The sequence below is a fragment of the Paraburkholderia sp. J7 genome (genome assembly GCF_905220155.1).
GTDB lineage: Bacteria > Pseudomonadota > Gammaproteobacteria > Burkholderiales > Burkholderiaceae > Paraburkholderia.
Genome location: NZ_CAJMYZ010000004.1, coordinates 184937 through 209823 on the forward strand (window position 1 = coordinate 184937; position 24887 = coordinate 209823).

A 24887-nucleotide genomic window follows, 5' to 3' on the forward strand; every position below is an offset into this window, starting at 1 on the left:
AGGAATCGGAAAAGAGATACGGAGAACGACACAATGAACCAGCAAGCCGAACCGTTCCTGGACGAACTCAAGGCACGCGAGCCCTTCGCGCAAGTGCATGTCTCGCGCCCGCATGAATCCGCGCACCTGCATGTGAGCGGCCGCGCCACCTATACCGACGACATTCCGGTCGTGGCCGGCACGCTGCACGCCGCGCTCGGCCTCTCGCAAAAGCCGCACGCGCGCATCGTTTCGATGAACCTCGACAAAGTGCGCGCGACGCCCGGCGTCGTGGCCGTGCTCACGGCCGAGGACATTCCCGGCGTGAACGACTGCGGCCCGATCATCCACGACGATCCGGTGCTCGCCGACGGCGTCGTGCAGTACGTGGGCCAGCCCATGTTCATCGTGGTGGCAACCTCACACGACACGGCGCGCCTTGCCGCGCGCCGCGCCGACGTGCAGTACGAAGAGCTGCCTGCCGTGCTCACGGCGCAGCAGGCGCGCGCCGCGCAGCAGTCGGTGCTGCCGCCGATGAAGCTTGCGCGCGGCGAGGCGTCCACGCGTGCCGCGCGCGCCGCGCACCGGCATGAAGGCGAGATGCTGCTGGGCGGCCAGGAGCAGTTCTACCTCGAAGGGCAGATCGCCTACGCGGTGCCGAAGGACGACGACGGCATGCACGTGTGGTGCTCGACTCAGCACCCGAGCGAGATGCAGCACCTCGTTGCGCACGTGCTGGGCGTGGCCTCGCACAACGTGCTCGTGGAATGCCGCCGCATGGGCGGCGGCTTTGGCGGCAAGGAATCGCAGTCGGGCCTCTTCGCGTGCTGCGCGGCGCTCGCCGCATGGAAGCTGCTGTGCCCGGTGAAGCTGCGCCCGGACCGCGACGACGACATGATGGTCACGGGCAAGCGCCACGATTTCCACTACACGTATGAAGTGGGCTACGACGATCAGGGCACGATCGAAGGCGTGTCGGTCGACATGACCTCGCGCTGCGGCTTTTCCGCAGACCTCTCCGGCCCGGTGATGACGCGCGCGGTCTGCCACTTCGACAACGCCTACTGGCTGCCCGACGTGTCGATCGCCGGTTTCTGCGGCAAGACCAACACGCAGTCGAACACGGCGTTTCGCGGCTTCGGCGGCCCGCAGGGCGCATTCGCGATCGAGTACATCATGGACGACGTGGCGCGCTCGCTCGGCCTCGATTCGCTCGACGTGCGCCGCCGCAATCTCTACGGCAAGACGCAGAACAACGAAACACCTTACGGCCAGGTCATCGAGGACAACGTCATTCACGAGTTGATCGACGAACTCGTGGAAACGAGCGGCTATCGCGCGCGCCGCGCCGCGATTCGCGAATTCAACGCGAACAACACCGTGCTCAAGAAGGGCATTGCGCTCACGCCGGTCAAGTTCGGCATTGCGTTCAACGTCACGCATTTCAACCAGGCGGGCGCGCTCGTTCACATCTACACCGACGGCTCGGTGCTCGTGAACCACGGCGGCACTGAAATGGGCCAGGGCCTGAACACGAAGGTCGCGCAGGTCGTGGCGCAGGAGCTTGGCATCGAGTTCGGCCGCGTGCGCGTGACCGCCACGGATACGAGCAAGGTAGCGAACACGTCCGCCACGGCGGCGTCGACGGGCACCGACCTGAACGGCAAGGCCGCACAGGACGCCGCGCGCCAGTTGCGCGAGCGCCTCGCCGCGCTGGCCGCGACGACGTACGGCAAGGGCGAGGTCAACGCCGCCGACGTGCGCTTTGCCAACGAATCCGTGATCGTGGGCGAGACGATCGTGCCGTTCGAAACGCTGGTTTCGAAGGCCTATCTCGCGCGCGTCCAGCTCTGGTCCGATGGCTTCTACACCACGCCCAAGCTGTACTGGGATCAGGCCACGCTGCGCGGGCGGCCGTTCTACTACTACTCGTATGGCGCGGCGGTATCGGAAGTCGTGATCGACACGCTCACGGGCGAAATGCGCGTGCTGCGCGCCGATGCGCTGCACGACGTGGGCGCGTCGCTGAACCCGGCGCTGGATGTGGGCCAGGTGGAAGGCGGCTTCATCCAGGGCATGGGCTGGCTCACCACGGAAGAACTGTGGTGGAAGCCGGACGGCAAGCTCATGACGCACGCGCCGTCCACCTACAAGATCCCGACCGTGAACGACACGCCTGCGGAATTCAACGTGCGGCTCTTCAAGAACCGCAACGCGGAGGACAGCATTCACCGCTCGAAGGCTGTGGGCGAGCCGCCGCTGTTGCTGCCGTTCTCGGTGTTCTTCGCGATTCGCGACGCCGTGGCGAGCGTGGCCGACTACCGCTTCAATCCGCCGATGAATGCGCCGGCCACCGCCGAGGAAATCTTGAAGGGCGTGCGCGCGGTGCGGACGATGGCGCGCGAGGGGGCCGCAAAATGAATCGCCATCCTGAGCATTGCGTGCGCGTCGATGAAACCGGACGCGTGATCATTGGCCGCCGCAGCACGCCGGTGCCGCATTACGGGCCGATGCACATCGTGCTGTTCGGCGCGGGCCACGTGGGGCACGCGCTCATCACGTTGCTCGGCATGCTGCCGTGCGTCGTGCAATGGGTGGACGAGCGCGACGAACTGTTCCCCGACGAAGTGCCCGCCAACGTGCAGATCGAAGCGACGGACACGCCGGCGGCCATCGTTGACGAAGCGCCGGCGGGCGCGTACTTCCTCGTGATGACGCACAATCACGCGCTCGACTTCGAGCTTTCGGAGCGCATCATGCGCCGGCGCGATTTCGCGTGGTTCGGCCTCATCGGCTCGAAAACGAAGCGCGTGAAGTTCGAGCGGCGGCTCATGGAGCGCGGCGTGGAAGAAGGGCGTATGGAGGAGATCACCTGCCCGATCGGCGTGACGGGGATCGTCGACAAGGCGCCTTCGTCGATTGCGGTGGCGGTCGCCGCGCAGCTCATGCAGATGCGGGTGGCGCAGCGCCCGGCTGTGGTGAGAACACTCGCGCTCGAGCGCGCCTGATCCGACGCATCGTGCAAGTAAAACGGGCGCCTCGACGAGGCGCCCGTTTGCATTTCAAAGCGCTTCGCTAGCCACGTTCGCGGTCTTCTTCGCGCTCGCGCGCTTCGTGCCGCGCTCGGCGGTGAGCGTTCCCGATACCTCGTCGACCAAGCCGCGCAGCCATCCCACGTCGCTCGGCCTGTCTGGCTGCGGATGCCACATCTGATAGCAGTGAATGCGCGGAAAGGCGATCGGCGTGTCCACCACCGCAAGCGGCATGAGCTTCGCGTAATGCTGTGCGAAGCGCCGTGTCGTCGTGAAGATCAGATCCGATTGCAGCAAAACCTGCGGCACGAGCCCGAAGTAGGGCAGCGTCGCGACGATGCGCCGCTCGGCCTTCGCCTTCGCGAATCCCAGATCGATCGCACTGGCATGCGCGCCCGTATAGGGCGTGGGCGCGAGATGGGGCGCCGCGAGATACGCCTCGCGCGTGAGTTCGCGGCGCGCGAGCGGATGATCCGCGCGCATCATGCAGACAACCTTGTCGGAGAACAGGTCGCTGCGCGCGAAACGCGGCTCCGGCTTCGGCCAGTTGCCGATCACGATGTCGAGTTCGCCCGCGTCCAGCGCACCGTGATGGTCGAGCGTGGGCGAGAGCGAGAGGATCTCCAGCCGCGCCGCCGGCGCCGTCTCGCGAAAGCGGGCGATCAGCGTCGGCATGAAGAAGTCGTTGAGGTAGTCGGGGGCGGCGAGGCGGAACGTGCGCTTCGAGCGCTCCGGGTCGAAGTCGCCGTGCGGCGTGGCCACGAACTCCACGTCGCGCAGCACGCGCTGCGCGTGCTGCAACAGCGACTCGCCATACTCGGTCGGCACCATGCCGGCTTTGCCGCGCACGAGGATGGGATCGCCCAGGATCTCGCGCAGACGGCGCAGCGCCGTGCTGATGGCGGGCTGGGTCTGGTTCAGGCGCAGCGCGGCCTGCGTGACGCTGCGCTCGACCAGCAGCGTGCGCAGGACTCGCACCAGCCAGATATCGAGGGTGAGGGCGTTATCGTCGTCCATGGGGCGTGGCGGGCAAGGGCGCGTGCGCCAGAGAAACCTGCGCGCGCACGCGTTCAGCCATAACCATAAGCCGCCTCGCGCGCCGCCGCCATAGGGTGCGCGGCATGACGGAGATCAGAAGGATGCTTCGGGGGCGTTGCCGCTCACTCGGTCACGGTCTTCGCGAGTCCCGAAGGCAGCGTGGTGATGCGCTTGACCTCGCGCGAGTCGAGCCAGTTCGGGCTGCGCGCGCAGTAGAGCACCATCGGCAAGGCGTCTTCGCCCCAGAAGAGCTGCTTGTTCATCCAGAACGTCGGCACGCCGAACACGCCCATGGCGATGGCGTCGTTGGTGTTGCGGCGCAACTGTGCGCGCACGGATTCTTCCTCGATCAGCGACTCGCCGTGCGCAATGCCCACGCGCTCGCAAAGCTGTTCGAAGCCCTCGTCGCTCGACGGGTCGCGTCCCTCGCGCCAGATGAAACGGAAAATCTCGCGCACGCACGCGAGATCGCCGCCCGCGGCGATGGCGAGCAGCATCGGCCTGACCGAGTCGAACGGGTGAGCGGGCGGCATCTTGAACGGAATGCCGAGTTGCTCGGCGCGAAAGAGCGCGTGCCGGTAGGTGAAGATGCGCTTGGCCGGGACCGCGGAGCCGAACGGCTGGCCCCAGTGGCGATATAGCTCGGACAGCAGCACGGGCGTCGGCACGAAGTCGAAGCCGGGCCACTTCTCGTGCTGTTCCAGCAACAGATACGAAAACGGCGACACGAAGTCGTAGAACCAGGCCGGCTGGCTGGCGTCGATGCCGTCGATCATGCTGTTCCTCCGCTCTTGGGCGATTTCCGGGCCATTGATTGCATGGCCGATTGTTCGGTTCAAAATGCGTGCAGCGGCGCTAATGCGTGCGCTCGCCTGTTTCGTTGCCGCCGCTTTCGTCTGCATGGCTCGCCTCTGTACCCGCTGTGCCTGCTTCTTTGCTGGCGCCTTCCGGCGTCTCTGCCTCTTCGGCGCTTTGCGCTGTCTGCTCCTCTTGCGCAACAACGCTTGCGTCCAGCGCTTCGCGCGTGCCGGAGAGCCGCGCGCGCACGAAGCCGATATGTTCGCGCAGCACGTAGAACTGCTCGGCATACGCGAGCGGCATTTTCATGCCGTTGACCGACTCCTCGATCTTGTCGAGCTGGCGGATCAGCGCGCTGCGCTCGGTGGGCGAGTTGTCGGCCATCGCGGCGCGCTCGAGTGCGATGAGCGAGCCATACCAGCGGTAGATCCGCGATTTTACCCGCCAGGCGTAGAGCGAAGGGACGATCCGCAGGCCCGGAATCAGCACGACGATGATCGGCACGAGCAGCACCACGAGCCGGTCGGCGAGGCTCGCCACCCAGAAGGGCAGCACGCGGTAGAGGAAGCTCTTGCCCGACTTGTAGTAGCGCGCGGCGTCGCCGCTGATCGGGAAATCCTGGGCGCGCGGCGCGGGGAACTCGCCTGCGTGCTGCAGGAGCGAGGAGCGGCCGTGCACCTCCTTGGCCGCTTCGATCAGCAGGTCTGAGAGCGCCGGGTGGAGCGAGTCGCGCGCGACCAGTACGGCCGTGGGCGCGATGATCTGCAGCGGCGTGGCGGGCAGATTTTTGCCGAGATCGAACGCGCCCATCGGAATCGTGATGGCCGTGAGATACGGGTAGCGGCGCGCGAAGGCGTCGGCCTGCACGAAGTCGAAAAAGCGCACACCCGGCGTGCGCATGAGGTGGCCCATGACGGCCGGCTGCGCGGAATCGCCTGCGAGAAACGCGACGTCGATCTTGCCTGCCACAAGGTCGCGCGCGGCGTCGTCGCCCGAGAGCGGCAGCAGTTTCGTCGCGCCGCCGGGCTGGATGCCGTTCGCCTTGAGCAGCGTGAGCGCGAGTTCGCGTGTGCCGCTGCCCTCGGCGCCAATGGCGATGCGCTGGCCTTCGAACTGCGAAAGCCGGGTGGCGACTGGGCCGTGATAGAACACCACGAGCGGCACATAAGCCACGCTGCCGAGCGAGACGAGGCCGTCCGGCACCTTGCTCGCGATGCCGTCCTGCACGAACGCCACGTCGACGTTCGACTTCGGATCGGCGAGACGCTGCAGGTTCTGCACCGAGCCTTCCGATTCGAGCACGTTCAGCGTGATCTTGTTGCGCGCGAGGATGTCCTTGTACTTTTGCGCGGCGTTCCAGTAGGTGCTGCCCTTGGGCCCGGCGCTCATGGTGAGCGTGTTGGGCGGCGCGGGCTGGATGAGGCGCACCGCGAGCCAGATGGCTGCCGCGCTCACGAGCAGGATGGGGCCGAACGTGACTGCCAGGTCGCGCCACGAGATCGCCACGAAGCGCGCGACGAGACGGGGAGGAGGTTTGCGGCCGGTACGGGACTTCATCGGGGTGGAGCGGGCCTCGGGTGGTTCGGGAGCGTGCGGGTCGGGTCCGCGTTGGGTCCGGCGCTGGCGCCGGGTGGGCTCAGGCACGCGCGCCGCGCGGGCTCTGTGGAGCCGATGGTACATGAGAATCGGCGTTGCGGCGGCATGCCGCGTGCCTTGCCGAACACCTTGAGCGCATGCCACAGGCGCCTGCGCTAAACTCTTTGCGCTTGCGGCACAGCCAGGCTAAATTGTGATTCGCCTGCCGCGCCTGGCATGGCGCGCCGGGGACCGGAAGTCTGGCCGAAGCATCTGGCTCGCGCGAGCATCGACGCATCATCCATGCATAACAAACAGGAAACGGGCGCAGACCTGTCCGGGCGGGCGTAATAACCAAAGTCATTCGACGTCCTTTCATCCTTGCCTCTCGCATCGCGTCCAGACCCTGGCCGTGTACGCGCGCGTTGCGTGCTGTACGCGGTCATCGGTAGTGGTAACGAAGCCGTCAGACCGTGGCTGACGAGCGGCCTTCGGGCCGTCCGCCGGCAAGGGAGGCGGTCCTATTCCAGGCAAGAACCCGCAACAACGCGAAGACACAAGGAGAAAACATGAAATCGGTCGCTATTCTGAAGACGCTGGGCGCGGCACTGTGCCTGTCGGTGGCATGCAGCGCGTCCTATGCGCAAGACAACTCGGCGAACGCACCCGCGGCTACGACCTCGGCCGCTCCGGCGACGTCGGCCAAGAAGGCCGACCGCAAGCTGGGCTACACGGTGCGCAAGGCGCTCTCGAAGACCCAGGGCGTCGACGTTTCGAACATCAGCGTGCGCTCGCACGGCGGCGCGGTCACTCTGGAGGGCACGGTGCCGGATCAGGGCCAGATCGACAAGGCTGGCGAGGTCGCGCAAGGCGTGGCAGGCGTGAAGTCGGTGTCGAACAAGCTGACGGTCATGCAGCAATAAACGCTGTCACGCGCCCTGGAAGCAGGGTGCTTGCGGCACGTAGCAGGAAAAAGTCCGAAGAAAAAGCCCGGCCTCTGCAGGCCGGGCTTTTTTTATGCGCGTATGTCTGGCATGCAATTTCATCATGCTGCACTGCAGCCGCCAAAGTGTAGTTTGACACACAGTTTTCCCGCGGTTGGGGGTATACCGTGGATATCGCGCGTCTTCCCCGAGGTCGAGCGCGGCCTCATCGCTGGAAAGCAGGAAATCGCCATGACCATTCATACCTACACCGACTTGCCGCTCGTCGACCGGGCGGCCTTCGAACTCGCCTGTGCGCGGCACGGCTTTGCGCCCATGCAGTTCGATATTCGCGGCGAAGCCGATCCCAACGATCCGGACCACGGCGACATGCTGATCGTGCGGCGCGGCGCCTGGGCGCAGGCTTACCGCATCGACGCGCGCGGCCAGTGGCTACGCCAGTTCGAGGTCGATCTCAACGGCAAGTTCTTTCGCCAGGCGCCTCACGCCTGAGCGCGCACGTGCTGCGCGGAATGCGTATGACGTGCGCGACGCTCAGGAGAGCACGAGCCGCACGCCCACGAGCGTGAGCGTTGCGGCGAGCAGCACGCGCAGCAGCTTTTCAGGCGCTTTCGAAGAGAGCAGGCTGCCGATCGCGATGCCGGGCAACGAGCCGCACAGGAGCGAAAGCAGCATGTGCCAGTCGATCGAGCCGAGCAGCCAGTGGCCCGCGCCCGCGAGGAGCGTGAGCGGCACGGCGTGCGCGACATCGGAGCCGACGATGCGCACCGTGGGCAGCGCCGGGTAGAGCAGCAGCAGCACCGTCACGCCGATGGCGCCCGCGCCCACCGAGGTCAGCGAGACGAGCACGCCGAGCACCGCGCCCGTGAAGATCGTGAAAAACAGCGTGCGCGCTTCGCCGGGCTCGTGGCGGTGGCGCGAAGCGAATGCGGCGAGCTGCGGGCGGAAAATGAGCGCCACGGCCGTGATGAGGAGCGCCACGCCCAGCACGGCCTGGATCAGATGCCCTGCGCGCGGCGTGTCCATGCCATAGCGGTGCAGCAGAATCAGCGTGATCGTCGCGGCAGGCACGCTGCCGGTTGCGAGCCGCAGCGTCACACGCCAGTCCACCGAACCCTTGAGCCCGTGCACGAGCGTGCCCGTCGACTTGGTCGCCGCCGCATAGAGCAGGTCGGTGCCCACTGCCGTGGCGGGGTGCACGTGGAACACGAGCACGAGGAGCGGCGTCATGAGCGAGCCGCCACCCACGCCGGTCAGGCCGACCAGAAATCCGACGAACAGGCCGGACAGCGAATACAGCAGATCGATATGGGGGAAGGACATCGCGCGCGAGGAAGCCGGTTCAGGGGGCGGCGCCGCCTGCCGCGTTGAGAACAGCGCGCGCCGTAAGCGGCGCGTCAGGCTGGACAACGGCCAGGGCTGGCGGCGAAAATCCGCTATTGTCGCAAAACCGGCGGCTTGGCGCAGGGTTACGCGAAATTGGGCGCGCACCGCCTGGCTTTCAATTGCCTTCGCACGGACCCTGAGGTCGTGCAAGCACGCGCCGAACAGCGCCGCGTAGGACTGGCGTCTCCATAACCAGAATCGAACATGAATCCCGGCATCCTCTACGCGTTCGCTGCATTCGTTCTCTGGGGGCTCTTCCCCATCTACTTCAAGACGCTGCACCAGATCCCCGCGCTCGAAATGCTCGCGCACCGCATGGCGTGGTCGCTGCTGTTCGTGATCGCCGTGCTCGTCGTGCGCCACCATTGGCGCTGGCTCGGGCCCACGCTGCGCGACCGCCGCCTGCTCGCGCGCTTCGTCGCGAGCGCCGTGCTGCTTTCGGCCAACTGGGGCATCTATATCTGGGCCGTCAATGCCGGGCACATCGTCGAGGCGAGCCTCGGCTACTTCATCAATCCGCTCATCAACGTGCTGTTCGGCTATGCGTTCCTGCGCGAGCGTTTGCGCGCGCTGCAGTGGGCCGCCGTGGCGCTGGCCACCGCGGGCGTCGTATGGCTCACCTGGCAGAACGGCGCGCCGCCCTGGATCAGTCTCGCGCTCGCCGTGACCTTCGGCGGCTATGGCCTCCTGCGCAAGACCGCGCAGCTCGGCGCGCTCGAAGGCCTCGCGCTCGAAACGGTCTTGCTCTTTCCCGTTGCGATCGTTTATCTGACGATCGTGGCCCTCGCGGGCGAGAGCCACTTCACGCATGCCTCGCGCGGGCTGCAACTGCTGCTCGCGGCCTCCGGCCCGATCACGGCGATTCCGCTGCTCCTCTTCGGTGCGGCCGCGCGGCGCATTCCGCTCTCGATGCTCGGTCTTATCCAGTACGTCACGCCCACGCTGCAGTTGCTCACTGGCGTGCTCATCTACGGGGAGCCATTCGGCGCGGTGCGCGCTGTGGGTTACGGCGCGATCTGGGTCGCGCTCGGCGTGTATTCGCTCGAAGGCGTGCGCAGCCTTGTGGCCGCACGTGGGCGCCGGGCGGCGTGAGTGGCGTGAAGGGTCTTGGCCGCGAGGCGCTGTCGGGCATTGGCTGACATGCTGACGGCGCGGTAGGATGCCAGCACGATGCGCTGCGCGGCCGCGGCCAACAGCGCCTTAACCCGCAGTCAATCCTCCGTGGAGCGCCCCGCGCATGAGTATCGAAGCCGTTCGCCGGTTCGAGGAAGAATTCGCACCGCGTATTGCGGCGAAGCTGGCGAAACAATTCGGACCTTCGGTGCACGTCGACGTCGTGCCCAACGCCGGGCACGGCCATCCCACGCGCGTGCGCCTTCGCGGTCTCGCGAACGAGCACCGGCATCCGTATGGGTATCCGTTGAATGTCTCGCTGACCTGGGACACCGAGGAGATCGAGCGCCTCATGGAGCCCGGCGGCGAAGCGCGCTTCGAGCACTACCTCGAAGCGACCGGGCGCAAGCTGGCGTCATGGGAGTCGGCTCGCCCCGTCGATTTCGCATCGCGCACGCAGGGCGAGCCGGAAGTGCTGCTTGGCGGGCTCGATTTCGAGGGCTGATTCAGCAGCCCTCGATGCCCATCGATCTCGTCAACCGCGCGCCGCCCGCGTGAGCCATTCGCGGCCCTTGAGCATGCCCCACCAGTAGAAGCTCGGCAGCACGCTCGCCTTGAGCAGCCACATGAGGCGGCGCGGCCGCGTGGGGTCGAGCGGGAAGGTGGGCAAGAGGCGCCCGCCATAGCCGAACTCGGCCAGTACGACCTTGCCCTTTTCCACGGTGAGCGGGCACGAGCCGTAGCCATCGTAGCGGTAGGCGAGCGGCGCGCCTGCGCGCGCGGCGAGCAGATTCTCGGCCACGATCACGGCCTGCTTGCGTGCGGCCGCGCCGGTCTTGGCGTTCGGTGCGGAGCACACGTCGCCGAGCGAGAACACGTTCGGATAGCGCGGATGCTGGAGCGTGGCGTGATCCACTTCGCACCAGCCGGCCTCGTCCGCGAGCTGGCTGTCGCGGATAAAGTCGGGCGCGACCTGCGGCGGCACGGCGTGCAGCATGTCGAAGCGCTTCTCCACACGCGTGACGTTGCCGTTCGCATCCTTCACTTCGAACGTGGCGAGACGCGCCGGGCCGTCCACGGCGACAAGGTTCGACGAGAACGCGAGATTCGCGTTGTAGCGCTTCACGTACTCCATGAGCGGCGGCACGAAGGTCGCCACGCCGAACAGCACGGCGCCCGCGAGATTGAATTCGACGCTGACCTTGCCAAGCACGCCCTGACGGCGCCAGTGGTCGCAGGCGAGATACATGGCTTTTTGCGGCGCGCCTGCGCACTTGATCGGCATGCCGGGCTGGCTGAAGAGGGCGGTGCCGCCCTTCATCTGCTGCACGAGCTGCCAGGTATAGGGCGCGAGGTCATAGCGATAGTTCGAGGTCACGCCGTTCTTGCCGAGCGTTTCCGTGAGGCCCGCAATGCGCTCCCAAGCGAGCCGCAGCCCCGGCGCCACGATGAGCTGGCGGTAGGCCACGCGCACGCCGCTGTCGAGCTGTACGACGTTTGCCTCCGGCTCGACGCGCGTGGCGGCCGCGCGGAACCACTTCACGCCCGCAGGCATGACGCTCGCCATGGGGCGGCGCGTTTTCGTCACGTCATAGGCGCCGCCGCCGACCAGCGTCCAGGCGGGCTGATAGTCGTGATGATCGCTTGGCTCGACGATGGCGATCTTCAGGTTCGGCTCACGGCGCAGCAGGCTCGCGGTGACGGCGATGCCCGCCGTGCCGCCGCCGATCACGACCACATCCCAGGTTTCGCCTTCCCACGCGCAGGCCGCCGTCGCAGCGCGCGCGGCAGTCGCGGCTTGAGTGGCCGCTGACACCGGCGCGCCTTGCTGCGCGAGCCGATAGAGGTTCGTGGCGCGGTTGCCGCTGCGGCAGTACGCGAGCACGGGGCCGGGCAGGTCGACGAGCAACTGGGCGAACTGCGCGGCGGCGTCGGCGGTGATCTGGCCGGGCTTCACCGGCAGATAGGCGAACTGCAGGCCGAGTTGTGCCGCCGCCGTGCGCAGCGCCTGCGACGTGGGCTGCGCTTCGCCGCCTTCGCCATCGGGCCGGTTGCAGATGATCGAGCGATAGCCCGCCGCGTGAATGGCGGCGAGGTCGTCGGGTGTGATCTGGTCGGCGCTTGCGAAGCGCGCGTCGTGTTGCGTGATTTGCATGTAATTTTTGGTCCCGAGGCTGGCGCAGATTAGTGTGGTTTGGTGCTGCTCAATGTGGTTTCCTGCGAACGGCGGCGCTGCTCCAGCACCGCGTAAATCGCCATGCCCGCGAGCATGGCGGCGACGAAGAGCCAGGCGCGCGGCTGGCCGCCGCCCGCGGCGACGAGCGCGGGGCCGGGGCAGAAGCCCGCGAGCCCCCAGCCCGCGCCGAACAGCAAGGCGCCGCCGACCAGCCGGCCATCGATACGCCGCGACGTGGGCAACTGAATCGGCGCGCCGGCGAGGCTGGTTGTTCGCCTGCGCGCGAGCCAGAAGGCGGGTGCGGCGACCGCGATGGCGCCCGCCATCACGAAGGCAAGCGATGGGTCCCAGGTGCCGGTGAGGTCGAGAAAGCCGAGCACCTTGGCCGGATTGGCCATGCCCGAGACGAGCAAGCCGATACCGAACAGCAGACCGCACGCGAGTGCGCTGAGTTTTCGCATGTCAGCCTCCGACCAGGTGACGCACGGCGAACACGGTGGCGAAGCCCGCCGCCATGAACGCGCCTGTTGCGACGAACGAGCGCCGCGAGCCGCGCGCGATCCCGCACACGCCGTGGCCGCTCGTGCAGCCCGACCCGTAACGCGTGCCGACGCCGACCAGCAGCCCCGCCACGACGAGCGTGAGCGCGGACGCGTCGATCTGTATGGCCGGCAGCGCCGCACGCAACTGCCATAGCAAAGGTGCGGCGACGAGGCCGACGACGAATGCGGCATTCACCCCGCGCTCGGCTCCCGAGCCTGGCAACAAGCCGCCCAGCAAGCCGCTGATACCCGCAATGCGGCCGTTCACGAGCACGAAGAGCGCGGCGGCCGCGCCGATCATCAGGCCGCCCGCGAACGAGGCGTATGGCGTGAAGTGGGCGAGGTCGAGGCTCATGACGCTTGTCCCTGCGCTTGTACCTTCAGCCGCCCGCAGTAGAGGCTCGACAGCGTCTGCATGACCTGGATGACCTCGGGGCTCGCGAGGCGGTAGTAGATGTATTTGCCTTCGCGGCGCGTGTCGACGAGGCCTTCGTCGCGCAGCTTGCCCAGATGCTGCGAAAGGCTCGGCTGATGCACGCCGACCAGTTCCTCGAGCTCGCCGACGTTGCGCTCGCCCTCGGTGAGCTGGCAAAGCAGCAGGAGACGGTCTTCGTGCGCGAGCGCCTTGAGCAGCGCGCAGCACTTTTCGGCGGACTCGCGCAGGGCTGCGAGCGCTTCGGGAGCGAGTGGTGAGTTCATTTGTCGCCTCGATGGACGAAGTTAAACGGCGATCCGTCGCATTATACTTTGTCTAAAAACATTATATAAATTTATAATATGTGTTTCAATAGAGGGTCACTTTTGCGGAGCCCGCGATGTCCAACCCAGCCCAGCTGCCAACACCCGAACCCAAAGTCGAGCCGTTCTTCGACCCCGTCACGGCCACGGTCACCTACGTCGTGCACGCCGGGCGCGGCACGGCCTGCGCGATCGTCGACCCGGTGCTCGACTACGATCCGAAATCGGGCCGCACTTCCACGGAATCGGCCGAGCGTGTGATCGCGTTCGTGCGCGAATACGGGCTTCGCGTCGAGTGGCTGCTGGAAACGCACGCGCACGCCGATCATCTTTCGGCGGCGCCGTATCTAAAGGCGCAGTTGGGCGGGCGCATTGCGATTGGCGAGCATATTCGCGCCGTGCAGGGCGTGTTTCGCGCGGTGTTCAATCTGGGCGAGACGCTGAGCCCGGACGGCAGCCAGTTCGACGTGCTGTTCCAGGACGGCGAGACGTTCCAGGTTGGCGCTTTGGAGGCCCGCGCGCTGCACGTGCCCGGCCACACGCCCGCGGACCTCGCTTACCAGATCGGCAACGCCGTGTTCGTGGGCGACACGCTCTTCATGCCCGACGTGGGCTCGGCGCGTTGCGACTTCCCGGGCGGCGACGCGCACACGCTCTATCGCTCGGCGCGCAAGTTGCTCGATCTGCCGGGCGACACGCGCCTTTTCATGTGCCACGACTATCCGCCCGCTTCGCGCGGACCCTGCTTCGAGACCACGGTGAGCGCGCAGCGCAGCGGCAACATCCACCTGAACGAGACCGTGAGCGAAGCGGCGTTCGTGCAGATGCGCACCGCGCGCGACCGTACGCTCGCCATGCCGAACCTGATCCTGCCGTCGATCCAGGTGAACATCCGCGCGGGCCGCATGCCGGAGCCCGAAGCCAATGGCGTGCGTTATCTGAAGATTCCGGTCGACGCGCTGTGAGCCGCGGTTTCATGTGCGACACACGTTGCCATCCGCCTGGCCTGACCCGCTAGCGTGGCGGACCACGGAGCGTTTCTCTGATTTGTCGCATTGGCGCATTGAGGCGCGCACTCCGAAGTGCACGTCTCGCCGCCTTCGCTGCGGTGACCGATCTGCGCCGGTTGTGATCGAACCGGCTCTTCTCTTCTGGTCAGACGCCGCCACCCCGGATGTTCTGCCTTTGTGGCCGAGCGCGCGCGGCCGTAAGCCGATACAGGCGGGTATGTTCGTTCGCGTACTTAGTGAACGCGGGCATTGTCCTAGTATTTCGCGTGCTACTGGCGCTAAACAGCGTGCTTGCGTCCTCGCGCTCATGCTGGCGAGCCGGCGTTCGCCGAGCAACAGGCCATGCGGGAAGCCGGCTGGTGCGGGCTTGCCTTTGCGCCGTGCCGTATGCCTGAGGGCGTCACCGGCGTCGGCAGCTCATCGAAAAGGCGATTTTTTGACCGCCACGCCCGCTGGACACACCAGCATTCCAAGGAATCGAGAGGGTTTCGATGAACACAGCTTCGTTGCCGCGCCAACTCCCCCTGATCGGTTTCGCCCGCCGCGTATTGACGGTGCGGTTCCTGTTCGTCGCAACGGTGCTTTATGGCGGCCTGCTGTTCTGGGTTGCACCCAGGCCTCCCCTCGTCGATCTCCCGCAGCATGCAGCGCAGGTCGCGATGTTGCACGACCTCATGCTCGGCAAGTCGCCCTGGCATCAATTGATGCGGGTCAACCTGTTTACGCCCTACCTGATCGGCTATCTTTTTGCGTTGCCGTTCACGCTCGTAATGTCGGTCAGCGCGGCGGTCAAACTGGTGCTGACGCTGAGCTACTACACGTTCGTATTCGCCTGCGTGCTGCTGCGCCGGCGATTCGATGGCGATGCCCGGCTCGACTGGCTGTTCGTACCGGGCTTCTTCGGGCTTGCCTGGCAATGGGGTTTTTACACCTTCGTGGTGGCAACGCCGCTCGGGCTACTTTATCTGCTGCTTGCGCTGCGTCACGCTGATCGACCCTCGAGGTCGACGTCCGGCTGGCTGTTTCTCGCCGGAACGGCGCTGTTCTTTGCGCACGGACTGGTCTTTCTGGTGGCCAATGCCATTGGCGGCACGTTCGTCCTCGTGCGTGGCCGTGGGCGCAAGCTGTCGAAAACGATGCTGGCGCTCGTGCCGTACGCAGGCCTTTTGCTGCTGTGCGCGGTCTACGTGGTCGTGAATCACAACGCGCAATCGGCCTACGAATCTGACGTGCCGAGCTTCTTGCAAGGGCAGATCGTTCACCGTGTCGCCTCGATTCTCATGTCGACCTGGGGCGCGGGGTTCTCCCATCGATGGCCGATGATCGTCGCGACGCTCGTCGTACTTGCGGCAGCGCACCTGCTCGGCTTGCGGCTGAATCGGCGGGAACCGGCCGCGCTCGTGCCGTTGGGCGTGCTGCTCGCAATGTGGGCGTTTGTTCCGAGCAGCGGCATGAGCACGCATCTCTTGTACGAGCGTTTTGCGCTATACGTGCTGCCGTTCTACGCATTCATCTTCGTTCGCCGCGAGCCATCCGGCGACGATACCGACGCACGGCGCCGCCGCGATCTCGTCGGCCAGGGGGCGCTCGCCCTTGTCTGCCTGGTCTTTTTCGGCGTTCAGACGAAAAGCCTGCTGGATTTCGCGAAGGAAAGCGCATCGTTCGAAACGGTGCTCGCTTCGGCGGAGCCCGCGCAACGCGCACTTATCCTGACCATGGATCCGGTAAGCCCAGCCGCCGGGAATCCGCTTGCTTACATGCACTATGCAGCCTGGTATCAGGCGGACAAGCAAGGTCTGGTTGACTACAATTTCGCCGATTCGTTGGCGCAAGCCGTGCGGTATCGCGAACGGCGCTCGCTTTCGATGTCGGCCGACCGGCTCGCCTGGCTGCCGGACACATTCGACTGGAATATCGACCGTGGAGACCAGTACCGGTACTTCTTCGTCCGGACGTCGGGGGCGTTGCCGCACGCGCTGCTGGCAAATCGCCTTTGCCCGCTGACCGTCGTACAAAGGAGCGGCGAATGGTTGCTCTACGAGAACCAGAAGTGCCATCCAGCCGGTTGACCTCGCGCCCGTCGCGCCCGATTTCGCGGTCGGCAAGCTGAGGGAACGCGGAGAAGGCCCGCCACACATGGCGGCCTTTTTCTGCGTTGGCGAGCCGCTCGCTTCTTTGTCCGAAATTCGAAAGCATCTGTCCACTCGGCGGGATGCCGGCAATCTAGACTTCCGTTCAATGCGCCGCCGCCATTGACTCAAGCAAGGGCGCGGCGCCCCTGAACCCACGGAGTCCCGCCATGAAAGCCATCCAGTTCAAGACCTTCGGCAAGCCCGAGGTGCTCGAATACGTCGATCTGCCCACGCCCGTGCCCGGCGCCGATAGCGCGCTCGTGCAGGTGCGCGCCGCCTCGGTCAACCCGAGCGATGTGAAGAACGTCTCCGGCCATTTCGAGCACACGGTGCCGCCGCGCGTGCCGGGGCGCGACTTCAGCGGCGTGGTGGTGGCGGGCCCCGCCCAGTGGCTTGGCGTCGAGGTCTGGGGCACGGGCGGCGACATCGGCTTCACGCGCGACGGCACGCACGCCGAGTTCATCGAGGTGCCAGTGGCCGCGCTCGCGCGCAAGCCCGCGGCGCTTTCGCACGCGCAGGCCGCGTCCATTGGCGTGAACTTCGTCGTGGCGTGGCTGGGCACCGTCGATTACGCGCATCTCGCCGAAGGTGAAACGATCGCCGTGATCGGCGTGTCGGGCGGCGTGGGCGGCGCGGTCACGCAGATCGCGAAGGCGCGCGGCGCACGCGTGATCGGCGTGGGCCGCGAGGCGCCGCTTGCCGGTTCGCCGGCCGCGCGTCTCATCGACGCCTTCGTGCCCATGGACGAGCACACCGCCGAACGCGTGCGCGAACTGACGGGCGGCGCAGGCGCGGACGTGGTCTACGACGCCGTGGGCGGCGTGGCGTTCGAACTGGCGCTCTCGCTCGCGAAGCGGCGTGGCCGCGTGGTCGAGATCAGCGCAACCGGCAAGCGGCGCGTGGAGTTCGATCTGATCGACTTCTATCACAACGAAACGCAGCTGCTCGGCGCCGATAGCGCGAAGCTCGGCGTCGTCGAATCCGCGCCGCTCATGCGCGCGATTGCCGAAGCGTTCGATGCGGGCCGGTTCGAGCCGCCCGTCGTGGCCGCGCACTTTCCGCTCGCACGCTCGCGCGAAGCCTACGAGGCGGTCGCGGCGGGCACGCCCGGGCGCGTCGTGATCGACATGGCGTGAGCGCCGGACGACGAACGGGAGAGGGCGATGAAGGGGTATCTGGTGTCGTTCGCGGTCGGCGCGCTCGCGGGGCTGCTCTACAACGTGCTGCAGGTGAAGTCGCCGGCGCCGCCGACCATTGCGCTCGTCGGGCTGCTCGGCATGCTGGCGGGTGAAAACGTCATCGGCCTCGTGCGCGCGTGCGTCGCGCACCTTGCGGGGTGAGCGGGCTGCGCGGGGCAATCGTTGCCCCGCGCGCGGGATAGCGGCCCGCGCGCGTTTTGCGGATCAGCTAGCTCATGCCTCGGCCCGCACGAGCCGCTCGGGCAGGCGCGCGCGCAGCGCACGCGCATCGAGCGCCGCAAGATCCTTGTCGAGTTCGAGCGTGACGAGGCTGCGCGTTTGCGCGTCGATCGCCTTGCGCAGCACGCCGAGGAACGCCGGAGGCGCCGCGAGCACGAGCGTGCCGTAGCGCGCGTCGTTGCGGCCCTTCGTGAGCGTCGTCGCGATCTCCGCGGCGAACACGGTGGCTTCGTGGTCGTGCTGGCTGGTGTCAGGATCGGTCGCGCTGCGGCCGAAACCGACGCGGTCGGTGGTGCGCCCCGGTTTGTCGGTCACGAGGTTCTCATCGAGCATGCGGCCCTGCAAATGCAGCAGCGTCTCGACTTCGTCGATGGCGCCCAGCGGGCTTTCTGCGGCGAAAATGCGCGCGGTCACACGGTTGGCGACGACAATCCAGATCGTTTTCGACATGTTCGACTCCCTGCCATGGCGTCCGGCGCATGAGGCAGCCGGGCGGTTGAGAGGACTCGCGCCACGCGGCGTGAATATCAAGGGTAGCGCGCTTCGGGCCGCACGGCGCGGGAAATGCCGCCGCGCCCGATTACGTGCGTCGTGCGCCGCCGGCATGCGCGTGGCGCTAGGCGTCGGACCCGCGAGCCGCATGCCCACGCAGGCCGTTTTTCTTTCCGGAATTCGAGAGGATGATTCTCGTTGCTGCCGGATTATCTTTTTTAGCGGAAGAAACTACTCTTTGGCCGCCGCGGCCGACTCCTCGGCGCGCAGCCTATTCCACAGCGCTTCGAGGCGGCGGACGTGAAGTCGGCGTTAGACGAGCGCGAGGCGCGCATTCGCGAACTGGAAGAGGCAGCGGCGCAACGCGAGGCGCGTATGCGCAAACTGGAGGCGGAAATCGCGCGCTTGCGCAAAGGTGCCGCGGCGTGAGCGCTCGCTCGCACCGCGACTCATCCACAAGCGGCTTATTTGGCTTTTTCCGCCGAGTTGGTGATGGCTTGTCCGCCCTTCGAGATGTCCTCGCCCGCGCCAGCGATGGTGTTGCAGGCGGCGAGGGTGACGGCGAACAGTGCAAGCGCAAACGCGAGATAACGGCTCATATCGGCTCTCCCTGAATCGAAATGGACGTCGAAAAGAAGCGGCGGCGGGCATGAGGCATGCACGCCGCCGTTCCTTTCAATTCTACGCGCGAAGCGGGGCCATATGCGCCGAGCTTGCGCAGCTAGCCGTTTTCAGCGCCTGCGCGTCCTGCGCACGACGAGCCATTTCGGCGAGCGAAAGCGCACGATGCTCACGTAGAGCCACACGTAAGTGAGCGCGAACAGCACGACGAAGCAGAACAGGTGCAGCGTGTGGCGCCAGAACAGCGTGGCCGGAATCACGGCAATCAGGCAGAGCAGCCACAGGTAGGGCGACGTGAGCGAATTGCGCCGCGTGAGTTCGCGTGCGTTGCGCGCGCCCACGACCCAGCGCATGAGGCGCTTGTAGACGAGCATGTGCAGGTGCACGCCGTCGGGAATGCCGGGCGACATGCCGCGCACGAACTTCTTCCGGTAGATCGAGAAGCACGTCTCGAAGATCGGATACATGAAGAGCAGCACCGGATACCAGGCCGACACGTCGCGGTTGCGCATGACGAGCAGGATCGACAGCTCGGCGAGCATGAAGCCGATGAAATACGCGCCGCCGTCGCCGAGGAAGATCAGGCCCGCCGGGAAATTCCACATGAAGAAGCCCAGCACCGCGCCCATCATGATGAACGACGCCGAGAGCACCACCGGGTCGTGCACCTGGAACGCTACGTAGGCGAGCGAGGCGAACATCATGAACGCGACCATCGAAGCGAGGCCATTGAAACCGTCGATGATGTTGATCGCGTTGGCGAGCGCCGCGACCGCGAGCACCGTGATGACGAAGGAAATCGCCGCGTAGGAAAGCAGGAAGTCGAGCGGCGGCACGCTGATGCGCGTGACCGCGATGCCGAGGAACCAGAACGCGAGCGCGGCGGCGGCCATCGTGCAGAGCAGGCGCGCAAGCGGCGAAACGCGCTTGGTAAGGTCTTCGATCAGCCCCGAGGCGAACGCGGGCAGCCCGCACGCGACGATACCGAGTATGCCGCCCGAAACGGCCGGATACGCGCCGTGCAACTGCGCAGCCGCCACGATGAGCCCCGCGAGAATGCCCGTTCCGCCGATGCGCGGCACGGGCCGCACGTGAAATTTCTGCACGCCCACGAGATCGGAGTCGACGGAGAACCTTTCATGCAGATGCGCGTAACGCACGATCAGCAGCGTGACCAGCAGTGAAACGAGAAAGCCGAGGGCGAAACTGAGCATGAAAGGAAACCGCGACCGGAAAGAGGAATGCGCGATTATACAAAGGCGGCGGGGCGCCTTTGCGGCGCGGGGTGTGTATGGCCGCGCACAGAGGGCCGGGCGACGCTTTGCTTAAATCAGAGGTGTCTTCGGCGGCGGCGCCGGGCCTATCCGCGAGCACGTGTCGTGAAACTTACGCAAAGAGCTATCAGATGACGAGCGGGCACGCGGACAGCACTCGCAATGTCGAGGCCATGCGCGGCATCGCGGCGATGATCGTCGCGTACTTTCATTGCCGCGTGATTGCGTGGATAGGCATCCGGCACTTCGTGGCGGGCCACTATACGCATTTCTCGCTCGACACGGTGCTGGCGTACCTGACCATTCCGTTCGTCTGGGGCTCGATTGGCGTACCGATTTTCTTCGTGATAAGCGGCTATTGCATTCATCGCGGCCATGCGGCGCGGCTCGCGCGCAACCCGCTCTATCGGCTCGATGCAGGCGATTTCCTGCTGCGCCGCTTCATCCGCATCTATCCCGTGCTGTTCTTCGCGCTGCTGATGACCTTCGCGCTCGACAGTTTCAGCGCCAACTTCTGGCCGCATAACGACCGCCTCGGCGATGTCGGCTTGAGTGCCTTCGCGGGCAACCTGCTCGCCCTCCAGGGCGTCACCGCGCCGACCTATGGCTCGAACGGCGCGCTCTGGACGTTGTCGCTGGAAATCCAGTTCTATGCGCTCTATCCGCTGCTGTTCGCCGTGCGCCGCCGAATCGGCTCGAACTGGACCCTCGCGGGGCTGGTCGTGCTGGGCGCGGTTTCGTACGCGCTGCTGGAGCGGCGCGGCGTCATCGTGTTCACGTCGTACTGGGCGGCCTGGTATCTCGGCGCGTGGATCGCCGAGCGCGAAGTGCGGGGCGTGCGCCTGAATAACCGCGTGGTCGCCGTCGTGGCGCCACTCATGCTCGTGTTGGGCTGCGCGGCGCCGACGCAGTACGCGCAATTCCAGCTCTGGGCGCTCGCATTCGCGCCGTTCCTCGAATGGATGCTCCATGCGCCTGCGAGCCGCTCTCTGGCCATGCGGGCGCTGGAGAAAGTCGGCGAATTCAGCTATTCACTCTATATCGTGCATATTCCGGTCTGCGTCGCGCTGGTTTCCTGGCGCTTTCATTCGATCAAGCCGGTGAGCATTTTCTGGTCGACGGGTTTCTTCCTCATCGCGCTTGCGCTTGCGTATGCCTTCCACTTGCTGGTGGAGCGCCCGGCGATGGGCGTGCTGCGCAAGATGTCCGCACGGCGCAGCGCCGCTCGCGCCAGCTTGCCTTCGCAGGCGCCGCTGTCGGTCGACGGGCGGCGTTAATTCGTCTTATCGCGCTCGAGCAGCAGCACACTGGGCTCGCGCGGCGCAAGCCACCTGGCGAACTCTGCGCGGTTCACTTCGCGATATCCCTGCAAATGCGTGAAGCGGACGACGTATTGATTGTCGTAGATCCACCAGAAGCCGCGCTGCGGCTTCGCGACATAGCTCGGGTCGTACAGGTAAAAGCCGTTGAACTCGAAGCCGCCGTCGATGCGATCGGCAGCGACGCCGCGAGCCGTGAGGTCGTCGAGAAGTGACCACCTGGCGCGATTCAGGCTCATGTAGTCGTGCGTTGCCATTACGCTGAACAGCCCCATCGCGGCGAGCGTGACAACAGCCGCGAACGACGCCGCGCGCGAGCCGACCGGTTCGCGTTTGCGAGCCGGGTTGCGCGGGTCGTCGATCACGAGCAGTGCAAGCAGCAGGAAGCTGACAGGTAGTAGATAGCGGTCGTAGAAATGCGACGCGAGGAAAGGCGCTACATAGATCGCCGCCGACGACAAAAGGAAGACGCGCACACCGCGAGCGCGAGCATCGAGCTTCGAGCGTTGAGGTGCGAAAAGCGCGGCGCACGCCAGCGACAATTCGAGCACGAGCATGATCGCGCCGGCAACCGAGATCAGCGTGACGAAGACCCAGAACGCATGCGGCAGGGCGAAAGCGGCCGGGTACGGGCCGTCGCTGAGCAGCACAGGACCAATGCCCGTCGCTGCGATGACGTTCCCGGCGACTGGCATGCTGCGCTCGAGCGATATCATCGCGATCCAGATGGCGAGGCCCGCAACGCCCGCCGCAATCAATGCCGCACGGCGTACGCCCCACTGGCGGGCGCGGCGCACGGTTCGGGGCAGGCGCCATACCAGTACGGGAAACAGAAACCACCCGAGGTAGGCGGCCAATGCGCTCAGCTTCAGCACGGCACTCAGCAGCAGCCTGCCGGGCGTGGCCACTTGCGTGGCGAGCGTGTCGTACGCCATGTCGTATAGCACGGGAGTCGCGTCGTGCGCGGCGAGAAAGGCGCGCAGGCCATACAGAAAGGCGCCGCTCGCCACGGCAATTCCCAGCGATACGCCTATGGCGGCGAAGTCGCGGCGGCGTTCGAGGGCGAGCGTGAGCAGCATCGCAGCGGGCAGATAGAGCGCGGTCTGCCGTATCGACAATGCGGCGAGGCAGAGCACGACCGTCAGCGCCAGGTGCCGCATTCGCCTCTCGGTGAGATACCGGCAAAAGTTCAAGGTCGAGCCCAGCGCGAGCGCGGTGAACCCGATGTCGGTCATGAACGTGAACGACAGCGCGAAGTAGAGCGGATTGAAGCCGAGCGCGAGGGTCGCGAGCGTCATGCTGCGCCGACTGCAGCCGAGCGCGCGCAACAAGGCGGCGAACGCGAACAGCCCCAGCGCACCGGCAACCAGCGTGGAAATCCTTAGGGATTCGAACGAAAACCCGGAGGGTAAGCAAAAGAGTGCGCCCCACAAGACCTGGCCAATCAGCGTCATCGAGGTCCAGCCGAGCGGGCGGAACTGGCCGGTCTCGAGCAGGCGGTGCACGGTTTGCGCGTACGACCAGTCGTCGTTGAGCGGGAAGGCGCCCGTGGGATTGGCGAGGGTCACAGCGAGTACCCACACGATCGCCGGCAACGCAACGAGCGCATGCTCGAGCGGACGGCTTGCGAATTGCCATTGCGAGGCAGCAGTCTTTTGATTCATCCGGGCGCGTCTCTGCTTGCGCGGGCGTTCGGCCGCGCGAAAACGGAAGTCGATAGGTATGGTTCGTTTATCGCTGCGCGCCTCGCGCCGCACGAAGGGCGGCGAAGGGCGGCCCTGTCGTGACCCGCGCACGCTGCGCGGCTAGATGGCGATCAGCATGCTCATCCCACACAGAGCGAGGACGCCCAGGCTTGCGCGATCCTTGAACGCGAATACGATCGGGTCGTCGTGCATGTTGCCGCGGAACGCGCACATCCAGATCCGGCTCACCCAGAAGAGCGTGAGCGCGAACGTGGCCCACAGCGCCTGCGGATGCTGGTACAACTGCCGCATTTCGGGCGTATTCATGTACAGCGCGAGCACGAGCACGGCGAGATAGGCCGAAGCCGTGCCGAACGAGCGCAGGATCGACATGTCCTGCGTGATGTAGCCGCGGCCTGCCGCTTCGGCTTTGCCTTCGCGCAGGATCATGTCGAGCTCGACGTAGCGCTTGACCATGGCGAGCGAGAGGAAGATCGGAACGGAGAAGAGAATCAGCCAGTACGACAGCGGAATGCCCGTGGCGGTGCCGCCGGCGATCACGCGCACGGTGTAGAGGCATGCAAGCGTGAACACGTCGACGAGCGTCATGCGCTTGAGCGCGAAAGAGTAGGCCACCGTGGCCGCGAAATACGCGGCCAGCACGACACCGAATTTCCACGGCAGCAGCGTGGCGAGTCCCGCGCCGGCAAGGAGCAGCACGATAGTCAGCACGATGCCGAACTTCAGCGTGAGCCGCCCCGACGCAAACGGCCGGGTGCGCTTGCGTGCGTGGCGGCGATCGGCGTCGAGATCGAGCATGTCGTTGAGCAGATACACGGACGACGCGAGCAGGCTGAACGACGCGAACGCCACGCACGCGGCGATGACCGCATGCAGGTCCGTGAAGCGGTGCGCGGTGAGGAGCGGCACGAAGATCAGCACGTTCTTCACCCACTGATGCACGCGCATTTCCTTGAGCACGAGCGGGATCAACTGGCGTTTTTGCTCGAAGAAGATGGTGGCCGCGTTCGCCTTGCGCGCCACGGCGGCAATATGCTTGTCGCCCACCACGATCGCCTGGCGAGCCTTTTGCCAGACGGGCACGTCGGCGCGTGCGTCGCCGCAATAGTCGAAGCCTTGATCGCCGAACTGCTCGACGAGCGCCTGTGCCTTGTTCTTGCCGAGCAGGTTGTTGCTGGCCGTGCTCGCGAACACGCCGGTGAAGAGGCCGACGTGCGCGGCGATCTGCGACGCGAGACGCTGGTTGGTGGCCGTGCACAAATACAGGTCGCGTCCGTTCGAGCGCTCGTTGCGCAACCACGTGAGGAGTTCGGTGTTGTAGGGCAGCACGCCCACGTCGATGTTCACGCGCTGTGCAATCTGCTCTTTTAGATAAGCGCGTCCGCGCAGCGCCCACGCGATGCACAGGAAGATCGACAGCGGGTTCTGCTTGAACAGTACGAAGAAGGCTTCGAACAGCAAGTCGGTGCGCGTGAGCGTCCCGTCCAGGTCCACGCAAATCGGCACAGCGGTGGCTGCGGGAGTGGCCATTATCTCTCTCCGTGCCGGCACGGTATCGGTCGAGGCGCCGGCTGCTGCTGCATTGGCCGGAGCG

At 66.0% G+C, this 24887-nt stretch carries 25 protein-coding genes; 12 read left to right on the forward strand and 13 right to left on the reverse strand.

All coding sequences use genetic code 11. From position 1 onward, the window contains the following. Nucleotides 1-33: 33 nt before the first annotated feature. Entirely contained in the window at nt 34-2400 is a 2367-nt protein-coding gene (gene xdhB, locus U5A58_RS08335; protein WP_321961076.1) for a xanthine dehydrogenase molybdopterin binding subunit, read from the forward strand. Beyond that, nucleotides 2397-2987: a xanthine dehydrogenase accessory protein XdhC gene (xdhC, locus tag U5A58_RS08340; protein WP_321961077.1), complete on the forward strand. Its 591-nt coding sequence runs from the start codon at nt 2397-2399 to the stop codon at nt 2985-2987. The genes xdhB and xdhC overlap by 4 nt, the downstream gene beginning before the upstream one ends. A 54-nt stretch (nt 2988-3041) precedes the next feature. Here the strand turns inward: xdhC and U5A58_RS08345 are convergent, their stop codons facing one another. The 3 genes from U5A58_RS08345 to U5A58_RS08355 form a co-directional block, all read right to left on the reverse strand. Beyond that, nucleotides 3042-4028, reverse strand: a complete 987-nt coding sequence (locus U5A58_RS08345) for a LysR substrate-binding domain-containing protein (protein WP_321961078.1) — start codon at nt 4026-4028, stop codon at nt 3042-3044. 143 nt (nt 4029-4171) lie between these two features. Then, nucleotides 4172-4825, reverse strand: a complete 654-nt coding sequence (locus U5A58_RS08350; RefSeq protein WP_321961079.1) for a 2-hydroxychromene-2-carboxylate isomerase — start codon at nt 4823-4825, stop codon at nt 4172-4174. 79 nt (nt 4826-4904) lie between these two features. Next, nucleotides 4905-6404 (reverse strand): TAXI family TRAP transporter solute-binding subunit, encoded by a 1500-nt coding sequence (locus U5A58_RS08355; protein ID WP_321913056.1) that lies wholly within the window; start codon nt 6402-6404, stop codon nt 4905-4907. Between the two features lie 587 nt (nt 6405-6991). On the opposite strand from U5A58_RS08355, the gene U5A58_RS08360 reads away from it, so the two are divergent. Together U5A58_RS08360 and U5A58_RS08365 are read left to right on the forward strand one after the other, a co-directional pair. After that, the gene (locus tag U5A58_RS08360; RefSeq protein WP_321913055.1) at nt 6992-7345 is read left to right on the forward strand and encodes a BON domain-containing protein; all 354 of its coding nucleotides are present in this window, start codon (nt 6992-6994) and stop codon (nt 7343-7345) included. 252 nt (nt 7346-7597) lie between these two features. Further along, nucleotides 7598-7858: a hypothetical protein gene (locus tag U5A58_RS08365; protein ID WP_201694050.1), complete on the forward strand. Its 261-nt coding sequence runs from the start codon at nt 7598-7600 to the stop codon at nt 7856-7858. A 42-nt stretch (nt 7859-7900) separates the two neighbouring features. Here the strand turns inward: U5A58_RS08365 and U5A58_RS08370 are convergent, their stop codons facing one another. Further along, the gene (locus tag U5A58_RS08370) at nt 7901-8689 is read right to left on the reverse strand and encodes a sulfite exporter TauE/SafE family protein (protein WP_321913053.1); all 789 of its coding nucleotides are present in this window, start codon (nt 8687-8689) and stop codon (nt 7901-7903) included. 267 nt (nt 8690-8956) lie between these two features. Between U5A58_RS08370 and rarD the strand changes: the two genes are divergently transcribed. Both rarD and U5A58_RS08380 read left to right on the forward strand, forming a co-directional pair. Then, complete coding sequence (gene rarD, locus U5A58_RS08375) at nt 8957-9844, forward strand: EamA family transporter RarD (protein ID WP_321961080.1); 888 nt, start codon at nt 8957-8959, stop codon at nt 9842-9844. A gap of 145 nt (nt 9845-9989) precedes the next feature. Next, nucleotides 9990-10370 (forward strand): DUF5594 family protein, encoded by a 381-nt coding sequence (locus U5A58_RS08380; RefSeq protein ID WP_321913051.1) that lies wholly within the window; start codon nt 9990-9992, stop codon nt 10368-10370. Between the two features lie 30 nt (nt 10371-10400). On the opposite strand, the gene U5A58_RS08385 is transcribed toward U5A58_RS08380, so the two are convergent. Genes U5A58_RS08385 through U5A58_RS08400 form a run of 4 tightly spaced genes read right to left on the reverse strand, consistent with a single transcriptional unit; the run spans nt 10401 to nt 13282 of the window. After that, the gene (locus U5A58_RS08385) at nt 10401-12020 is read right to left on the reverse strand and encodes a TIGR01244 family sulfur transferase (protein WP_321961081.1); all 1620 of its coding nucleotides are present in this window, start codon (nt 12018-12020) and stop codon (nt 10401-10403) included. A 29-nt stretch (nt 12021-12049) separates the two neighbouring features. After that, nucleotides 12050-12502 (reverse strand): YeeE/YedE family protein, encoded by a 453-nt coding sequence (locus tag U5A58_RS08390; RefSeq protein ID WP_321961082.1) that lies wholly within the window; start codon nt 12500-12502, stop codon nt 12050-12052. Between the two features lies 1 nt (nt 12503). Further along, nucleotides 12504-12938, reverse strand: a complete 435-nt coding sequence (locus U5A58_RS08395; protein WP_321913048.1) for a YeeE/YedE family protein — start codon at nt 12936-12938, stop codon at nt 12504-12506. Beyond that, nucleotides 12935-13282, reverse strand: coding sequence for a metalloregulator ArsR/SmtB family transcription factor (locus U5A58_RS08400; protein WP_321961083.1), 348 nt, complete (start codon nt 13280-13282; stop codon nt 12935-12937). The genes U5A58_RS08395 and U5A58_RS08400 overlap by 4 nt, the downstream gene beginning before the upstream one ends. Before the next feature lie 116 nt (nt 13283-13398). Between U5A58_RS08400 and U5A58_RS08405 the strand changes: the two genes are divergently transcribed. The 4 genes from U5A58_RS08405 to U5A58_RS08420 all read left to right on the forward strand — a co-directional run bounded on the left by U5A58_RS08405 (nt 13399) and on the right by U5A58_RS08420 (nt 17803). Further along, nucleotides 13399-14286: an MBL fold metallo-hydrolase gene (locus tag U5A58_RS08405; protein ID WP_321961084.1), complete on the forward strand. Its 888-nt coding sequence runs from the start codon at nt 13399-13401 to the stop codon at nt 14284-14286. A gap of 536 nt (nt 14287-14822) precedes the next feature. Next, nucleotides 14823-16400, forward strand: a complete 1578-nt coding sequence (locus U5A58_RS08410; protein WP_321961085.1) for a hypothetical protein — start codon at nt 14823-14825, stop codon at nt 16398-16400. A gap of 230 nt (nt 16401-16630) precedes the next feature. Next, on the forward strand, nt 16631-17599 hold the full coding sequence (locus U5A58_RS08415; RefSeq protein WP_321961086.1) for a zinc-binding alcohol dehydrogenase family protein: 969 nt from the start codon (nt 16631-16633) through the stop codon (nt 17597-17599). Between the two features lie 27 nt (nt 17600-17626). After that, entirely contained in the window at nt 17627-17803 is a 177-nt protein-coding gene (locus U5A58_RS08420; RefSeq protein ID WP_321913043.1) for a DUF1427 family protein, read from the forward strand. A 72-nt stretch (nt 17804-17875) separates the two neighbouring features. On the opposite strand, the gene U5A58_RS08425 is transcribed toward U5A58_RS08420, so the two are convergent. Further along, on the reverse strand, nt 17876-18331 hold the full coding sequence (locus U5A58_RS08425; RefSeq protein WP_321913042.1) for a host attachment protein: 456 nt from the start codon (nt 18329-18331) through the stop codon (nt 17876-17878). 342 nt (nt 18332-18673) lie between these two features. Between U5A58_RS08425 and U5A58_RS08430 the strand changes: the two genes are divergently transcribed. Next, nucleotides 18674-18802 (forward strand): hypothetical protein, encoded by a 129-nt coding sequence (locus U5A58_RS08430; protein ID WP_321961087.1) that lies wholly within the window; start codon nt 18674-18676, stop codon nt 18800-18802. A 35-nt stretch (nt 18803-18837) separates the two neighbouring features. Here the strand turns inward: U5A58_RS08430 and U5A58_RS08435 are convergent, their stop codons facing one another. Then, nucleotides 18838-18972: an entericidin A/B family lipoprotein gene (locus U5A58_RS08435; protein WP_158757106.1), complete on the reverse strand. Its 135-nt coding sequence runs from the start codon at nt 18970-18972 to the stop codon at nt 18838-18840. 132 nt (nt 18973-19104) lie between these two features. After that, the gene (locus U5A58_RS08440) at nt 19105-20208 is read right to left on the reverse strand and encodes a glycosyltransferase (RefSeq protein WP_321961088.1); all 1104 of its coding nucleotides are present in this window, start codon (nt 20206-20208) and stop codon (nt 19105-19107) included. A gap of 191 nt (nt 20209-20399) precedes the next feature. Here U5A58_RS08440 and U5A58_RS08445 point away from each other — a divergent pair, with 191 nt between their 5' ends. Then, nucleotides 20400-21545 (forward strand): acyltransferase, encoded by a 1146-nt coding sequence (locus U5A58_RS08445; RefSeq protein WP_321961089.1) that lies wholly within the window; start codon nt 20400-20402, stop codon nt 21543-21545. Here the strand turns inward: U5A58_RS08445 and U5A58_RS08450 are convergent. Further along, entirely contained in the window at nt 21542-23251 is a 1710-nt protein-coding gene (locus U5A58_RS08450; RefSeq protein WP_321961090.1) for a glycosyltransferase family 39 protein, read from the reverse strand. The genes U5A58_RS08445 and U5A58_RS08450 overlap by 4 nt on opposite strands. Nucleotides 23252-23392: 141 nt before the next feature. After that, the gene (locus U5A58_RS08455; RefSeq protein WP_321961091.1) at nt 23393-24823 is read right to left on the reverse strand and encodes a UbiA family prenyltransferase; all 1431 of its coding nucleotides are present in this window, start codon (nt 24821-24823) and stop codon (nt 23393-23395) included. Between the last annotated feature and the right edge of the window lie 64 nt (nt 24824-24887).

Excerpts from the sequence above, each read along its gene's own strand:
- xdhB (WP_321961076.1), top strand. The coding sequence starts at position 34 with ATGAACCAGCAAGCCGAACCGTTCCTGGACGAACTCAAGGCACGCGAG.
- xdhC (WP_321961077.1), top strand. The coding sequence starts at position 2,397 with ATGAATCGCCATCCTGAGCATTGCGTGCGCGTCGATGAAACCGGACGC.
- U5A58_RS08345 (WP_321961078.1), bottom strand. The coding sequence starts at position 4,028 with ATGGACGACGATAACGCCCTCACCCTCGATATCTGGCTGGTGCGAGTC.
- U5A58_RS08350 (WP_321961079.1), bottom strand. The coding sequence starts at position 4,825 with ATGATCGACGGCATCGACGCCAGCCAGCCGGCCTGGTTCTACGACTTC.
- U5A58_RS08355 (WP_321913056.1), bottom strand. The coding sequence starts at position 6,404 with ATGAAGTCCCGTACCGGCCGCAAACCTCCTCCCCGTCTCGTCGCGCGC.
- U5A58_RS08360 (WP_321913055.1), top strand. The coding sequence starts at position 6,992 with ATGAAATCGGTCGCTATTCTGAAGACGCTGGGCGCGGCACTGTGCCTG.
- U5A58_RS08365 (WP_201694050.1), top strand. The coding sequence starts at position 7,598 with ATGACCATTCATACCTACACCGACTTGCCGCTCGTCGACCGGGCGGCC.
- U5A58_RS08370 (WP_321913053.1), bottom strand. The coding sequence starts at position 8,689 with ATGTCCTTCCCCCATATCGATCTGCTGTATTCGCTGTCCGGCCTGTTC.
- rarD (WP_321961080.1), top strand. The coding sequence starts at position 8,957 with ATGAATCCCGGCATCCTCTACGCGTTCGCTGCATTCGTTCTCTGGGGG.
- U5A58_RS08380 (WP_321913051.1), top strand. The coding sequence starts at position 9,990 with ATGAGTATCGAAGCCGTTCGCCGGTTCGAGGAAGAATTCGCACCGCGT.
- U5A58_RS08385 (WP_321961081.1), bottom strand. The coding sequence starts at position 12,020 with ATGCAAATCACGCAACACGACGCGCGCTTCGCAAGCGCCGACCAGATC.
- U5A58_RS08390 (WP_321961082.1), bottom strand. The coding sequence starts at position 12,502 with ATGCGAAAACTCAGCGCACTCGCGTGCGGTCTGCTGTTCGGTATCGGC.
- U5A58_RS08395 (WP_321913048.1), bottom strand. The coding sequence starts at position 12,938 with ATGAGCCTCGACCTCGCCCACTTCACGCCATACGCCTCGTTCGCGGGC.
- U5A58_RS08400 (WP_321961083.1), bottom strand. The coding sequence starts at position 13,282 with ATGAACTCACCACTCGCTCCCGAAGCGCTCGCAGCCCTGCGCGAGTCC.
- U5A58_RS08405 (WP_321961084.1), top strand. The coding sequence starts at position 13,399 with ATGTCCAACCCAGCCCAGCTGCCAACACCCGAACCCAAAGTCGAGCCG.
- U5A58_RS08410 (WP_321961085.1), top strand. The coding sequence starts at position 14,823 with ATGAACACAGCTTCGTTGCCGCGCCAACTCCCCCTGATCGGTTTCGCC.
- U5A58_RS08415 (WP_321961086.1), top strand. The coding sequence starts at position 16,631 with ATGAAAGCCATCCAGTTCAAGACCTTCGGCAAGCCCGAGGTGCTCGAA.
- U5A58_RS08420 (WP_321913043.1), top strand. The coding sequence starts at position 17,627 with ATGAAGGGGTATCTGGTGTCGTTCGCGGTCGGCGCGCTCGCGGGGCTG.
- U5A58_RS08425 (WP_321913042.1), bottom strand. The coding sequence starts at position 18,331 with ATGTCGAAAACGATCTGGATTGTCGTCGCCAACCGTGTGACCGCGCGC.
- U5A58_RS08435 (WP_158757106.1), bottom strand. The coding sequence starts at position 18,972 with ATGAGCCGTTATCTCGCGTTTGCGCTTGCACTGTTCGCCGTCACCCTC.
- U5A58_RS08440 (WP_321961088.1), bottom strand. The coding sequence starts at position 20,208 with ATGCTCAGTTTCGCCCTCGGCTTTCTCGTTTCACTGCTGGTCACGCTG.
- U5A58_RS08445 (WP_321961089.1), top strand. The coding sequence starts at position 20,400 with ATGACGAGCGGGCACGCGGACAGCACTCGCAATGTCGAGGCCATGCGC.
- U5A58_RS08450 (WP_321961090.1), bottom strand. The coding sequence starts at position 23,251 with ATGAATCAAAAGACTGCTGCCTCGCAATGGCAATTCGCAAGCCGTCCG.
- U5A58_RS08455 (WP_321961091.1), bottom strand. The coding sequence starts at position 24,823 with ATGGCCACTCCCGCAGCCACCGCTGTGCCGATTTGCGTGGACCTGGAC.